The 14,775-nt window shown below is 65.2% G+C and carries 12 protein-coding genes; 8 read left to right on the top strand and 4 right to left on the bottom strand.

Annotated features, from left to right (window positions below):
- Window positions 1–77: 77 nt before the first annotated feature.
- Entirely contained in the window at window positions 78–1,136 is a 1,059-nt protein-coding gene (locus CAG18_RS01890; protein WP_085720089.1) for an AraC family transcriptional regulator, read from the bottom strand.
- A 307-nt stretch (window positions 1,137–1,443) separates the two neighbouring features.
- Here CAG18_RS01890 and CAG18_RS01895 point away from each other — a divergent pair, with 307 nt between their 5' ends.
- The 8 genes from CAG18_RS01895 to CAG18_RS01935 all read left to right on the top strand — a co-directional run bounded on the left by CAG18_RS01895 (window position 1,444) and on the right by CAG18_RS01935 (window position 13,190).
- On the top strand, window positions 1,444–2,022 hold the full coding sequence (locus CAG18_RS01895) for an alpha/beta hydrolase (protein ID WP_015270235.1): 579 nt from the start codon (window positions 1,444–1,446) through the stop codon (window positions 2,020–2,022).
- A 74-nt stretch (window positions 2,023–2,096) separates the two neighbouring features.
- Complete coding sequence (locus CAG18_RS01900; protein ID WP_015270236.1) at window positions 2,097–4,052, top strand: DUF1302 domain-containing protein; 1,956 nt, start codon at window positions 2,097–2,099, stop codon at window positions 4,050–4,052.
- A gap of 38 nt (window positions 4,053–4,090) precedes the next feature.
- Complete coding sequence (locus CAG18_RS01905) at window positions 4,091–5,449, top strand: DUF1329 domain-containing protein (RefSeq protein ID WP_015270237.1); 1,359 nt, start codon at window positions 4,091–4,093, stop codon at window positions 5,447–5,449.
- A gap of 21 nt (window positions 5,450–5,470) precedes the next feature.
- On the top strand, window positions 5,471–6,466 hold the full coding sequence (locus CAG18_RS01910) for a YCF48-related protein (RefSeq protein WP_085720091.1): 996 nt from the start codon (window positions 5,471–5,473) through the stop codon (window positions 6,464–6,466).
- A gap of 15 nt (window positions 6,467–6,481) precedes the next feature.
- Window positions 6,482–8,947, top strand: a complete 2,466-nt coding sequence (locus CAG18_RS01915; RefSeq protein WP_085720093.1) for an RND family transporter — start codon at window positions 6,482–6,484, stop codon at window positions 8,945–8,947.
- Complete coding sequence (locus CAG18_RS01920; RefSeq protein WP_015270240.1) at window positions 8,940–10,718, top strand: acyl-CoA dehydrogenase C-terminal domain-containing protein; 1,779 nt, start codon at window positions 8,940–8,942, stop codon at window positions 10,716–10,718. The genes CAG18_RS01915 and CAG18_RS01920 overlap by 8 nt, the downstream gene beginning before the upstream one ends.
- An 11-nt stretch (window positions 10,719–10,729) precedes the next feature.
- Window positions 10,730–12,370, top strand: a complete 1,641-nt coding sequence (locus CAG18_RS01925) for a fatty acid--CoA ligase (RefSeq protein WP_085720420.1) — start codon at window positions 10,730–10,732, stop codon at window positions 12,368–12,370.
- Window positions 12,371–12,689: 319 nt separating this feature from the next.
- Window positions 12,690–13,190: a methylated-DNA--[protein]-cysteine S-methyltransferase gene (locus CAG18_RS01935; RefSeq protein ID WP_015270242.1), complete on the top strand. Its 501-nt coding sequence runs from the start codon at window positions 12,690–12,692 to the stop codon at window positions 13,188–13,190.
- A gap of 4 nt (window positions 13,191–13,194) precedes the next feature.
- On the opposite strand, the gene CAG18_RS01940 is transcribed toward CAG18_RS01935, so the two are convergent.
- The 3 genes from CAG18_RS01940 to CAG18_RS01950 all read right to left on the bottom strand — a co-directional run bounded on the left by CAG18_RS01940 (window position 13,195) and on the right by CAG18_RS01950 (window position 14,769).
- Entirely contained in the window at window positions 13,195–13,437 is a 243-nt protein-coding gene (locus tag CAG18_RS01940) for a hypothetical protein (protein WP_015270243.1), read from the bottom strand.
- Window positions 13,434–14,177 (bottom strand): carbon-nitrogen hydrolase family protein, encoded by a 744-nt coding sequence (locus CAG18_RS01945; protein ID WP_015270244.1) that lies wholly within the window; start codon window positions 14,175–14,177, stop codon window positions 13,434–13,436. The genes CAG18_RS01940 and CAG18_RS01945 overlap by 4 nt, the downstream gene beginning before the upstream one ends.
- A 76-nt stretch (window positions 14,178–14,253) precedes the next feature.
- The gene (locus CAG18_RS01950) at window positions 14,254–14,769 is read right to left on the bottom strand and encodes a DUF3016 domain-containing protein (RefSeq protein ID WP_015270245.1); all 516 of its coding nucleotides are present in this window, start codon (window positions 14,767–14,769) and stop codon (window positions 14,254–14,256) included.
- Window positions 14,770–14,775 lie beyond the last annotated feature (6 nt).

A 14,775-nucleotide genomic window follows, 5' to 3' on the forward strand; every position in this document is an offset into this window, starting at 1 on the left:
GACCGTGGGTGACAACACTCCGCGGCGCCTGCTTCGCGGGCATGCCCGCTCCCACAGGGATAGCGCATGGCTTGAGGTCAATACGGTCGAGGTGGGAGCTGGCTTGCCGGCGATGGGCTGCATGGCAGCCCCAATGGGTCAGCCCGCTGTGCCCGCCAACTGGCCGGCGGCATGCCGAACTGGGCGATGAACCAGCGGGTGAACGAGCTGGGCATCGAATAACCCAGCATGTCGGCGATACGCCCCAGCGAATAGCCGGGGTTCTCCAGGTAGCGCATCACCAGGTCACGGCGCACGCTGTTGATCAGGTCCTTGAAGGTCAACCCGCTTTCCTCCAGGCGACGCTGCAGGGTGCGTACGTTCATGCCCTGGGTCTGTGCCACCTGTTCGATGGTGGCGCGGCCCATGGGCAGCAGCAGGTAGATGGTCTTGCGCAACTCCAGCTCCAGGGACGGCGTGCCGCCCGCCGGCAGGCTGTCCAGATAGCGCTGCGCCAGGCGCGCCATGGCCTCGTTGGCCTGCGGGCTGGCGCTGTCGAGGTCGGCGGCCGCGCAGACAATACCGTTGAATTCGCTGCCGAACACCAGCGTGCAGCCGAAAATGCGCCGGTGGGTGGCCAGGTCGGCGGGAGGCGCGTGGGTGAAGTTGGCGCTGATCGGGTGCCAGTGCGCACCCAGCAGCGCGGCGCACAGGCGCATCATCACGCCGATGGCCAGCTCGGTGGCCTGGCGGCTGCAGGGCGCGCGTTCGTTGATCACCTCCTCACGGATGACCACGGTCTTGCCGGCTTCCTCGATATGAATGGCCAGGGCGTCATTGAGCAGGTGACGGTACTGCACGATCACCTGCAGTGCATCACGCAGGGTGCGTTGGTGGCTGAGCAACAGGCTTATCTCGCCGAAGTCCGACAATTGCCGCAACTCGGCCATGCGCAGGCCGAAGCTTTCGCAGCGGGTGGCGCTGGCGGAGGCTTCCAGCAAAGCGATGACGCTGGCAACCGGAATACGCCGATTGGGGTCTTCGAGCAACGCGGCGCTGAGGCCAACCTGTGCCAACAGCGCATGGGGATTGAGGCCCAGGTGGCGGGACACCTCAAGGTAATTGGTCAAGCTGGCGGCACGGACTAGGGCAGGCATTTTTTGTTGTTATCCATGTTTTCCAGGCTAACTGCTGCTTTTTTGTAGGAGCAGCCTTGTGCTGCGAAGAGGCCGTAAAGGCCATAACAGTGATGTTCGTCGTACCGGCCTCTTTGCAGCACAAGGCTGCTCCTACAAAAAGTGAGCGGCTGATTGGTTTTATAGCCTGCGTGTCATGAATTGAAAAGCAAAGCCCCGTCATGGCCATTGTCATCAAATGAAAAGCCCCTGACGCCCAATGTGAAGCACCCGGTGGGTGGGCTGTTTACTGTGAACCTCAAGAGCTACACCGCACACGAGGTTCACCGTGGAAAAACTGCAAACCACCGCCACCGTGCTGATCGTCCCCGGCCTGCGCGACCATGTTGCCGAACACTGGCAGACCCTGCTCGCAGGCCGCCTGGCCAAGGTGCGCAGCGTGCCGCCGCTGCAGGTCGACGGCCTGAGCTGCACAGCCCGGGTCGAGGCGATCCAGCGCGAGCTGGACCAGATCCATGGTGAAGTGATTCTGGTGGCGCACAGCGCTGGCGTGCTGATGGTCGCCCACTGGGCGGCGCGCTACCGGCGGCCGATCAAGGGTGCATTGCTGGCGGCGCCGCCTGACCTGAACGCGCAATGGCCGGCCCACTACCCGAGCCCGGCCAGCCTGGCCGAGCATGGCTGGTCGCCATTGCCCCAGCAGTTGCTGCCGTTCCCCAGCATTGTCGCGGCCAGCAGCAACGACCACCTGGCCAGCTTTGCCGCAGCCAGCGCCCTGGCCCATGGCTGGGGTAGCGAACTGGTCGCACTGGGGGCCGTCGGCCACCTCAACCCGGCCTCCGGCTTCGGCCCCTGGCCGCAGGCCGAGGCCTTCATCCAGCGACTGGACCAGCCCAACCTGCAATAGCGCATGGACGCCCCAGCCACGCTCGCAAAAGACGGGCGGCGAAAAAAACAATAACAATACGTGGAGCCATCGTAATGCCAGAACACCGCATTTACCGCGCTGTGAAACCACAGCGCTGCCTGCTTGCCTGCGCCATCGGCCTGCTCACGCTGCCCGCCGCCCAGGCGTTCGAAGTCGATACCGGTAATGAAAACTGGGCCGTGCGCTTCGACAACACCGTCAAGTACAACTACGGCGTACGCACCGAAAGCGCCGACAAGCGCATGCTGGGCACGCCCAACAGCAACGACGGTGACTACAACTTCCGCAAGGCCGGCACCAACATCACCAACCGGGTCGACCTGCTGACCGAACTGGATGTGGTCTACCAAGGCAACACCGGCTTCCGCGTCAGCACCGCCAGCTGGTACGACAAGGCCTATGACAACACCGGCTCCAACAGCAACCCGTTCGTCAACGGCAACGGTGACCAGTCCGGCATCAACCCCAGCCTCAATGGCCTGCCTGGCACTGGTGTGCCGCTGGGCAGCCCGCACCTGAGCAACTACGCCCAGCGTTACTACAGCGGCCCGTCCGGTGAAGTGCTGGATGCCTTCGTGTTCTTCAGCCGTGAAGTTGGCGAGGCCTCGCAGGTCAGCGCCAAGCTGGGCCAGCACAACCTGTTCTGGGGTGAAACCCTGCTCAACCCGGTGCACTCTTTGAGCTACGGCCAGTCGGGCCTCGACCTGGCCAAGCTGGCCGCCTCGCCGGGCACCGAGGCCAAGGAGCTGTTCGTGCCGCGCAACCAGCTGTCGACCTCGTTCCTGGTCAACTCCGAACTGACCCTGGGGGCCCAGTACTTCTTCGACTGGGACGCCGCCCGCCTGCCCGAAGCCGGTACCTACTATGGCGGCTCGGATGTGGTAGGCGAGGGCGCCCAAAGCTTCCTGCTCGGCCACACCGGCACCCCGGGGCTGATCCCGGTGCGCGGCGCGCTGACCACCATCCGCCGTGGCCATGACCTCAAACCGGGCAAGAGCGGCGACTGGGGCATCATGGCCAAGTGGTCGCCGGAGTGGCTGGGCGGCACCCTCGGTTTCTACTACCGCAAGACCTCAGAGATCCTCCCGCAGGCCTGGCTCGACGCGCGCGGCATGACCGTCGCCAACGGCCCGTTCGGCAACCCGCCGGGCAGCCGCCAAGGTGCAGTCGGCAACCTGTACAACTCGCTGCAAAGCACTACCTACCAGTTCGCCTATTCCGACGACATCGACATCTATGGCCTGAGCCTGTCCAAGGATGTGGGTGGCATCAGTGTCGGCAGCGACCTGAACATCCGCCACAACATGCCGCTGGCGAGCATCCCGGCAATCGTCAGTGCCCCCGGCCAGGGTGGCCTGGGCGGCGGCTTCGGCCTGCTGCCGGCACGCCTGCCCAGCAGCGGGGTGATCTACGACGTACCCAAGGATGGCGACGGCCTGAGCGCCACCGGCGACACCTTGCACTGGACCTTGAACGGTCTGATGACCATTGGCGATACGCCGCTGTTCGATTCGGCAACCCTGCTTGGCGAGCTGTTCTACAGCAACCTGCTCAAACTCGATAGCCACAACGAGGCCTTGTACAAGGGCAAGAGCAGCTACCGCGGCATCGACAAGGCCACCCGCGACAACTGGGGCATCGCCGTCAACTTCACCCCTACCTGGTACCAGGTGCTGCCGGGCATGGACCTGAGCATGCCGCTGTCGGTCAACGTCGGCCTCGACGGCGTGTCGCCGGTGCAGGGCGGCGGCGCCGAGAACACTGGCAACTATGCGGTGGGCGTAAGCGCCGCGATCTACAACCAGTACTTCGTCGACCTCAAGTACGTCGACAGTTTCGGTGAGACCAAGGCCTGCAAGGACGGCCAGACCGACGGCAGCACCCCCAACGCCCTGGACGGCGAACAGGATTACACCTGCTACGGCGGCGGCTACGCCTCCTTCTCCGGCGGTGGTGCCACCACCGAGGACCGTGGCGCCCTGTACCTGACCGTCAAGACGACCTTCTGAGTCATGTTTCCTACAGCCTACACAGGAAGACAACCATCATGAATTTCGTACGTACCCTGCTGGCCTCGTGCCTGTCGCTGGCCGCCCTGAACGCTGCCCAGGCCGCCGTTTCCACTGACCAGGCCGCGCGCCTGGGCTCCAGCCTGACCGCCATCGGCGCGGAAAAGGCCGGCAATGCCGATGGCTCCATCCCGGCCTACCAGGGCGGCCTGCTGACGCCGCCAGCCAGCTACCAGAGCGGCGCCAGCATGCGCCCCGACCCGTTCGCCAGCGACAAGCCGCTGCTGGTCATCGATGGCAAGAACGCCGAGCAGTACAAGGGCCAGCTGACTGCCACCACCCTGGAACTGCTCAAGCGCTACCCCAGCTACCGCGTCGATGTATACCCGACCCACCGTAGCGTGGCGCTGCCGCAAGCGGTACTGGACAACACCCGCAAGAACGCCACTGCCGCCAACAGCAAGGAGGGCGGTACGGCGGTGGACAACGTGCTGCCGGGTATCCCGTTCCCCATTCCGCAGAACGGCGCCGAGGCCATGTGGAACTTCCTGCTGCGCTATCAGGGCGTGAGCATGACTGCCAAGTACGACTCGTGGAACGTCGACGCTGCCGGCAAGCCATCGCTGTCGACCACCGGCCAGGCCAATATCAGCTACCCGATCTACGAGGACATGACCAAGCCGATCGGTGCCAAGGACACCTACTACCAGATGAAACTGGTGTACACCGGGCCCGCACGCCGTGCCGGCGAAGCGATGATGCTGCGTGATGCCGCCAACCCGCTGGTGCAGCCACGCAGCGCCTGGCAGTACCTGCCGGGCCAGCGCCGGGTCAAGCTGGCACCGAACCTCGCCTACGACACGCCCAACCCGGGCACTTCGGGTTCGGGTACCTACGATGACGTGTTCGTCTTCAACGGTGCGCTGGACCGCTACGACTGGACCTTGGTCGGCAAGCAGGAAATGTACGTGCCGTACAACACCTACCAGCTGACCTACAACACCGACGTCAAGCAGGTGATCACCCCCAACCACCTGGCGCCGCAGTTCGTGCGTTGGGAGAAGCACCGGGTGTGGGTGGTGGAAGGCAAGCTCAAGGACGGTGCGCGCCATATCTACCACAAGCGCCGCTTCTACCTCGACGAAGACAGCTGGATCGCCCTGGCCTCGGACCAGTACGACGCCCGTGGCCAGCTGTACCGCGGCTCGTTCGCCTTCCTTACCCAGAGCTATGACAAGCAGACCCCGGACGCCACGCCGTTCATGATCTACGACCTGATCGGCGGCACCTACAACCTCAATGGCGTGGTCGGTGCCTACGGCGGCATCCGCTATATCGACCCACTGTCGAAAACCCAGTGGTCGCCCGAGTCGCTGGCCGGCAACGGCATTCGCTGAACGCACGGAGCAGAGGTGGCAATGTCTGTCTTCAAACGATGCAGCGTGGTAGTTCTGGCTTTGGCCGCGCTGCAGGGCGCGGCCCAGGCTGCGCCCTTCACCGATGTGCTGGACCTGCCCGCCAGGCCCAGCGCCCTGGTCGCCAGCAGCGCCTTGCGCGATGTCATCCTGGCCGGCCAGCGCCTGGTCGCGGTGGGCCCGCGAGGGCACATCCTGTACTCCGACGATCACGGCGCGCACTGGCAGCAGGCCCAGGTGCCGGTCAGCGCCGACCTGAATGCCGTGAGCTTCGCCACGCCCGAAGTGGGCTGGGCGGTTGGCCACGATGGCGTGGTGCTGCACAGCCGCGATGGCGGCGTGCACTGGCAGAAGCAGCTGGATGGCCGGGCACTGGCTGAACAACTGCCCGGCACGGGTAGCGACAATGCCTTGCTCGACGTGTGGTTCAGCGATGCCCGCAATGGCTATGCGGTCGGCGTGTTCAACCTGCTGTTGCGCACCGTTGATGGCGGCGAGCACTGGCAGCCCTGGCTCGACCACAGCGATAACCCGCAAGGCCTGCACCTGACCAGCCTGGCCGCGGTGGGTGACGAGCTGTACATCACCGGCGAGCAAGGCCTGCTGCTGAAGCAGGACGGCGAGCGCTTCAGCCGTGTCGTGACACCCTACGCCGGCACACTGTTCGGTGCTGTCGGCAAGCCCGGCGTACTGCTGGTCTACGGCCTGCGTGGGCATGCCTACCGCAGCACCGATGGCGGCCGGCAGTGGCAACCGGTCAGCACGGGTGTGAACACCAGCCTCACCGCCGCCGGTGTCGACCGTGACGGCCAGCTATGGCTGGCCAGCCAGGCTGGCGACCTGCTGCTCAGCCGGGATGATGGCGCCAGCTTCAGCCCGGTGCCGCAAAGCGCCCGTGGCCCGGTGACCGCGCTCGCCACCGATACCGGCAACGGCCTGGTACTGGTGGGCGAGCGGGGCGTGCGCAACCAGCCCGGTAACCCCACGCTGCACCCATAACAAGAGAAGACCCTGATGGCCGCTACCCGCCAAGACACCCTGCCGGTAATCCGCAACCTCGACGATTTCGACCCACGCTCGGGCAATTGCCTGGAGCGCCTGGTGTTCAACCATCGCCTGCCGTTCCTGCTGTGCATGCTATTGGCGACCCTGGTGCTGGGCTACATGGCGCTGACCCGCCTGGAGCTGCGCCCCAGTTTCGACAAGATGCTGCCGCAGAGCCACCCCTACATCCAGAACTACCTGGAAAACCGCCCATCACTGCGTGGCCTGGGCAACGCGGTGCGGGTGGTGGTGGAGAACACCCAGGGCGACATCTTCGAACCGGGCTACCTGCAGACCCTGCGCCACATCAACGACGAGCTGTTCCTCAGCCAGGGCGTGGACCGGGCCTGGGTGAAGTCGCTGTGGAGCCCGGCGGTGCGTTGGACCGAGGTGACCGAGGAGGGCTTCCAGGGTGGCCCGGTGATGCCCGACGGCTACCAGGGCGCTGCGGGTGACATCGAGCAGCTGCGGCAGAACATCGAGCGCGCCAACATCGTCGGCAGCCTGGTGGCGCGCGACTTCAAGTCGAGCATGCTGGTCGTGCCGCTGCTCGACCAGGATTCGGCTACCGGCAAAGGCCTCGACTACCACGCCTTCTCGCAGAAGCTCGAACAACTGCGCAGCCAGTACCAGGCCAGCGGCCAGTACCGCATCCATGTGATCGGCTTCGCCAAGCTGATGGGCGACCTGATCGACGGGCTGATCCAGGTGATGGCGTTCTTCGCCCTGGCGGTGCTGACCAGCCTGCTGATCATCTACTGCTACACCCGTTGCGTGCGCAGCACCCTGCTGGTGGTGCTGTGTTCGCTGACTGCGGTGGTGTGGCAGCTGGGCATCGTCGCCTGGCTGGGCTACGCCATCGATCCGTATTCGATCCTGGTGCCATTCCTGATCTTTGCCATCGGCGTATCCCACGCGGCGCAGAAGATGAACGGCATCCTTCAGGACATCGGCCGTGGCACTCACCGCCAGGTGGCAGCGCGCTATACCTTCCGCCGCCTGTTCGTGGCCGGGGTGACTGCATTGCTGGCCGATGCGGTGGGCTTTGCCGTGCTGATGCTGATCGACATCCCGGTGATCCAGGACCTGGCGATCACCGCCAGCATCGGCGTGGCGGTGCTTATCTTCACCTCGCTGCTGCTGATGCCGGTGGCGCTGTCTTATGTTGGTGTTGGCCGCAAGGCTGCCGAGCGGGCCCTGCATATCGACGCCCGCGCAGCCCAGCACCGAGGTTTCGGCCGGCTGTGGGACCTGCTCGACCGCTTCACCGAACGCAAATGGGCCAGCGTCGCACTGCTGGTGGCGCTGGCCCTGGGCGCCCTTGGCATCTGGGGCAGCCTGCAACTGAAAATCGGCGACCTCGACAGCGGTGCCCCCGAACTGCGCGCCGACTCCCGCTACAACCTCGACAACGCCTACATCACCCAGCACTACGCGCTGTCCAGCGACACCTTCGCGGTCATGGTCAAGACCGCGCCGGAAGGCTGCCTGCAATACCAGACGCTGGTGCTTGCCGACCGCCTGGCTTGGGAGCTGCAGCAATTGCCGGGTGTGCAGACCACCGTGTCGCTGGCCAATGCCGTGCGCCAGATCACCGCTGGCACCTATGAAGGCAACCCGCGCCTGAACAGCCTGCAGCGCAACCAGGACGTGCTCAACTACGCCGCCCAGCAGGCCTCGGTCAACGCCCCCGAGTTGTTCAACAACGACTGCTCGCTGATGCCGGTAATCGCCTACCTCAAGGACCATCGTGCCGATACCTTGGCCCAGGTTGCCGCCGTGGCCGAGCGTTTTGCCCAGGCCAACAGCAGCGCCGAACAGCAGTTCCTGCTGGCCGCCGGCAGCGCCGGCATCGAGGCTGCCACCAACGTGGTGGTCCGCGAGGCCAACCAACGCATGCTGTTGCTGGTGTACCTGGCGGTCACGCTGTTCTGTCTGTTCACCTTCCGTAGCTGGCGCGCGACGCTGGTGGCGATCCTGCCGCTGATGCTCACCTCGGTGCTGTGCGAAGCGCTGATGGTAGCCATGGGCATTGGCGTCAAGGTCGCCACCTTGCCGGTGATCGCCCTGGGCGTAGGTATTGGCGTGGACTACGCGCTGTACCTGCTCAGCGTGCAACTGCACTACCAGCGCGCCGGGTTGAGCCTGGCCCAGGCCTACCAGAAAGCCGTGGCCTTCACCGGCCGGGTGGTCGGGCTGGTCGGCATTACCCTGGCGGCCGGTGTGGTCGGCTGGGCCTGGTCGCCGATCAAGTTCCAGGCCGACATGGGCCTGCTGCTGACCTTCATGTTCCTGTGGAACATGCTCGGTGCGCTGGTGTTGATCCCCGCGTTGTCGCATTTCCTCCTGCGTGGCCAGGCCGCCCCGGCGCCTGCCGAGGCCCCGGCCACGTCGCTTCCGCAAACCCAAGAAACCGAGTGTTCGCCTCATGTCTGATTACCTTCCGCCACTGCGCGACATGGATTTTCTGTTCAACGAAGTGTTCGACATCCCGGCCTGGTGGGCGCAAACGCCCGCGCTGGCCGAGCAGGTAGATGGCGACACAGCCCGGGCCGTGCTCGAACAGGCCGGCCGGCTGATTGCCGAGGTGGTGGCGCCGCTCAACCGCAGTGGCGACGAGCAGGGCTGCCGCTGGGAGGCCGGCCAGGTACACACCCCCGATGGCTTCGCCGACGCCTACCGGGCATTTGCCGCGGATGGCTGGGTGGGTGTGGCCGGTGCCCCGGAATATGGGGGCATGGGCATGCCGAAAGTGATCGGTGCCCAGCTCGAAGAAATGCTCAATGCCGCCAACCTGTCGTTCGGCCTGTACCCGATGCTGACCGCCGGGGCCTGCCTGGCGCTGCTCAACCATGCCAGCGAGCCGTTGAAGGCGCTGTACCTGCCGCCCATGTACCAAGGGCGCTGGACCGGTTCGATGTGCCTGACCGAGCCGCACGCTGGCACCGACCTGGGCCTGATTCGCACCCGCGCCGAGCCGGTTGCCGATGGCCGCTACCGCATCAGCGGGACCAAGATCTTCATCACTGGCGGTGAGCAGGACCTGACCGAGAACATCATCCACCTGGTGCTGGCGCGGCTGCCGGATGCGCCCGCCGGGCCCAAGGGCATCTCGCTGTTCCTGGTGCCCAAGGTGCTGGTTGACGCCGACGGCGTGCTGGGCGAGGCCAATGCGGTGAGCTGCGGGTCGATCGAGCACAAGATGGGCATCAAGGCCTCGGCCACCTGCGTGATGAACTTCGACGGTGCAATCGGCTATCTGGTCGGCGAACCGAACAAGGGCCTCAACGCGATGTTCACCATGATGAACTACGAGCGCCTTGGTGTAGGAATCCAGGGCCTGGCCCTGGGCGAACGCTCCTACCAGGGCGCCATTGCCTATGCCCGTGATCGCCAGCAGGGCCGTGCGCCGACGGGTGCCGAAGCGCCGGGGCAAGCCGCTGACCCGATCGTCGTCCACCCGGATGTGCGGCGCATGCTGCTGACCATGAAAGCGCTGAACGAAGGCGGGCGGGCCTTCTCTACCTATGTGGCACTGCAGTTGGACCTGGCCAAATACAGCGAGGCCCCGGTCGCACGCGCCCAGGCCGAGGCCAAGGTGGCAATGCTCACGCCAGTGGCCAAGGCCTTCCTCACCGACATGGGGCTGGAAACCACCGTGCATGGCCAGCAGGTGCTGGGCGGTCATGGCTATATCCGCGAATGGGGCCAGGAGCAGTTGATCCGCGACTGCCGCATTACCCAGATCTACGAAGGCACCAATGGCATCCAGGCCCTCGACCTGGTGGGGCGTAAACTGTTTGCCGATGGCGGCCAGGCCTATCGCAGCGTGTCCGATGAAATTACTGCCTTTGTCGAGACGCTGCCCGCGGCGTGCGCCGAGTTCGGCGCGCCGCTGCTGGCTGCCGTGCGCAACCTCGACGAGCTGACCGCCTGGTTGCTCGATCGGGCCCAGGGCAACCCGCGTGAGCTGGGCGCGGCGGCGGTGGAGTACCTGCAGGTGTTTGGCTACACCTTCTACGCCTACCTGTGGGCACGCATGGCCGTGGTTTGCCAGTGTCATGCAGCTCCCGAGCCGTTTCACCTGAGCAAGCTGGGCACCGCGCGTTTCTACTTTGCCCGCCTGCTGCCACGTATTCATTCGCTGAGCGCCAGCGTCAGGGCCGGTAGCGACAGCCTGTACCTGCTCGAGGCCGGGCAACTGTGAAGGCCGCCGACATGATCACCACTCGCATCATGCCTGCGGCCGAGCAGGCCTACGCCTATCCGCTGCTGATCAAGCGCCTGCTGCTGTCGGGCGTGCGCTACCAGCCCAACCAGGAAATCGTCTACGCCGACAAGCTGCGCTACACCTACACTACGCTGCTTGAACGCGTTCAGCGGCTGGCCAATGTGCTGACCGCCGCGGGGGTCAAGCCTGGCGACACCGTGGCCTTGCTCGACTGGGACAGCCATCGGGCCCTTGAATGCTTCTTCGCCGTACCGATGCTGGGTGCGGTGCTGCACACGGTGAACGTACGGCTGTCCACCGATCAGGTGCGCTACACCATGAACCATGCCGAGGACCGCCTGGTACTGGTGCATGACGACTTCCTGCCGTTGATGGCGCAACTGCGCGATGACTTGCCGACGGTCGAGGGTTTCATTCGCCTCGGCGAAGGCGGCCCGGCAACGCAAGATGTGCCGTTGTTGGGTGAGTACGAAGCGCTGCTGGCGGCTGCCGAGCCACAGTTCGACTTCGCCGATTTCGACGAGCACTCGCTGGCCACGCTGTTCTATACCAGCGGTACCACCGGCAACCCCAAGGGCGTGTACTTCAGCCACCGGCAACTGGTGCTGCATACCCTGGTCGAGCAGGGCACCCTGGCTGCCTGCGGCGAGGTACCGCTGCTGCGCAGCGGCGACGTGTACATGCCCATTACGCCGATGTTCCATGTGCACGCCTGGGGCGTGCCCTATGTGGCCACGGCACTGGGCATCAAGCAGGTCTACCCGGGGCGCTACGAGCCCAACCGCCTGGTGCGCTTGTACCGCGACGAGGGCGTGACGTTCTCCCATTGCGTGCCCACGGTGCTGCAGATGATGCTCGACAGCGACGAAGGGCGCCGCGCCGACCTGAGCGGCTGGAAGATGCTGCTGGGCGGCAGCGCCCTTACCCTGGGCCTGGCGCAGCGTGCCAGTGAGCGCGGCATCAGCGTGCATTGTGGTTACGGCATGTCGGAAAGCTGCCCGCTGCTCAGCATCACCCACCTGAGCGCCGAGCTGCTGGCACTGCCCATGGCGCAACAGCTGCCGCTGCGTATCGATGCCGGCGTGCCGATTGCCCTGGTGGACCTGCGCATCGTCGACGCTGAAGGCATTGATGTGCCCCGCGACGGCGAGAGCCTGGGTGAAATCGTGGTGCGTGCCCCGTGGCTGACCCAGGGCTATCTGCATGAACCGGAGCAGGGTGCCGCGTTGTGGCTGGGGGGCTGGATGCATACTGGCGACCTGGCCTGCATCGACCCTGCGGGTGTGGTGCGTATTCGTGACCGGATCAAGGATGTGATCAAGACCGGAGGCGAGTGGGTCAGCTCGGTGGCGCTGGAAAACCTGATCAGCCAGCACCCGGCTGTCGCTTCGGTGGCGGTGATCGGCATCCCGGACCCGCAGTGGGGTGAGCAACCCTTGGCCTTGGTGGTCCGTTGTGACGGCATGCAATTCGACCAGGCGGCATTGGCAGGGCATCTGCAGCCGTTTGTCGACAGCGGGCACCTGAACAAATGGGCGATACCGCGGCAGTTGCGTTGCGTGGACGAGATCCCAAAGACCAGCGTTGGCAAAATCGACAAGAAGCGGATTCGCCAGGCATTTCTCTGAATGCTGGCAGGGCCCGGCTGATGGGGTCCCTGTGGGAGCGGGCATGCCCGCGAAGCAGGCGACGCGGAGGATGGCACCGGCTACGCCGGTGTTCGCGGGCGCGCCCGCTCCTACAGGTACGGCGCATTCCTTCAGCTGGTGGGGCTCCTGTGGGAGCGGGTTCACCCGCGAAGCAGGCGACGCGGTGGAGGGCACTCTGGTCCGGGCAATATGCCGACGCCGATGTTCCGCTTGCGTGATTGCCTGAGCAAGAAAGCGGATGCAGGCAGAACTGGGGATGCGTACAGTAGGTTGATCGCAACCTGGCAGGAGCCTGCTTATGTCCAGCGCATTCACCTTCATGCAGTCGCCCGTCGGCACCTTGACCCTAATAGCCCGTGGCGAGTGCCTGGCAGCCGTACTCTGGGAAGAGGAGCGGGAAAACCGCGTGCGCCTTGGCGCCCTGCACCGCGATGACCAGTGCCCGGTACTGCTGGAAACCGCCCGCCAGCTCGGCGAGTACTTTGCCGGCAAACGCCAGCGCTTCGAACTGGCGCTGGATTTTGCCGGCACCGAATTCCAGCGACAGGTGTGGGCCGCGCTGTTGGCGATACCGTTCGGTGAAACCCGCAGCTACAGCGACATCGCCCGGCAGATCGGCAACCCCAGCGCGGTGCGTGCGGTAGGCGCCGCCAATGGCCGCAACCCGATCTCGATCATCGCCCCGTGCCATCGGGTGATCGGTGCTTCGGGCAGCCTCACCGGCTTTGCCGGTGGCCTGGCGGCCAAGCAGTACCTGCTGGCGCTGGAGGGCCGGCAAAGCCTGGCACTGGACCTGTAAGGCGTCAGTAGAACCAGCTGGCGACCAGGCAGACCAGCACGGCCAACGCCGAGCCGGCCATCAGGGTGTACTGCCGATGGGCCCGGCGCGCATGGGGCTTGACTGCGCGCAGGTACTCGCCAGGTGTCGGCGCGTCGGGCCGGTGGCGCAAACCCTCGGCCACATCGGCCAGTTGCCCCTGGATGAGCAGACCCGTCAGGTAGTAGGTACAGGCATAGCTCAGCAACGCCAGAAACAGATAGATCATGCCGGGTGTGGGTTCAGGGGCACTGCCATGGCACTGGCGTTGACGGTGTCCAGCACGATCAGACCTTCGCTGTGGTCGTCCAGGCTGGCCAGCAAGCGCCCCTGGCTGTCCCACGCCGCCGAGCCGCCAGCGCCGATGAAGGTGTCGGCCGGCCCCACGCAGTTGGCCAGCAACACTGGCATGCCCAGCTCTCGAGCCACCTCGGAGTAGTGCAGGTAACCCTCGCGAATGCCGTTGGCAGTTTTCGCCACACTGACCAGGTACAGGTCGGCGCCGTGTTCCCGCGCGGCTGCCGCATGCGCCATGAACATCGATTCGTAGCAGATCGCAGGCGCTACCCGGTGCGCGCCCACCTGCAGCAGCAAGGCTTGATCGCCTGGGGTGAACCAGGGCAGTTCATCATCATGCAGGCGCCGCTTGGCATAGGCCTGGCGCGCCACACCGGGGCTGAGGATTGGCATGCCGATACGAATGCCATCAGGGGTCGGCAGTGGCAGGCCCGCTGCGACAGTGATACCAAACCGGTCGCAGGCTGCCTGCAGCGGGTCCAGCCGTGCCGAACTGACTGGCAGGGCGGCCTGGCGCGCGAGGGTTGGCTCATAGCCGGTCAGCGACAGTTCGGGAAATACCACCAGTTCGGCACCAAGGGCCGCGGCCTGTTCGATGCAGGCCAGGTGGCGTTCGAGGTTGGCTTGCACATCGCCCTTGAGCGATGCCAGTTGCACGGCGCACAACTTCATGAAAAACCCTTCCCTGGTACAGGTTGAAGGGCCGAGCATACTACCGGCACCAACGCCTGTACCAGTGAAGGGATTTTCAGGATGCCGGGTGGACGGCGAAACGCTGGCGGAACCAGTCGTCGAGCATGGCCTTTTCGGCATACAGGCGGTCGCTGCTGCTCGTGACCCGGCCCGGGCGGCTGAGGTACATCTTGTCGCTGACCCGTTCCTGCGCCTGCTGGTCGGGTTTGCCCGGTTGGCTGAGGGTGTAGCTGAGGTCGATGGTCGGCCAGGTGATTTCGCGCATGAAGCGTACATCGTAGGCCTGGCTGTGCCAGGGCTCGAAACGCCCGGCCAGGTCGATGTCGCGGATGTCGATGACCAGTTGCTGGCCAGGTTGCAGGTAGCGCTGGCCAAGCTTCTGAAGGTACTGGGTCAAGGTTTTCATCACATAGGCGTCGGCACCACGCTCGTACCCGTGGCTGTCGAGGCTGGCATCGCGGAATTTTTCCGGATGGTCGAAACGTACCTCGACCTGCGCGGCCGGGGCACCTTGTGCCATGCTGTCCAGTGACAGCGCCATGAGCACGGCACACACGAGGGCGGTACGCATGATGCA

The organism is Pseudomonas sp. B22(2017) (genome assembly GCF_002113105.1).
Classification (GTDB): Bacteria; Pseudomonadota; Gammaproteobacteria; order Pseudomonadales; family Pseudomonadaceae; genus Aquipseudomonas; species Aquipseudomonas asiatica.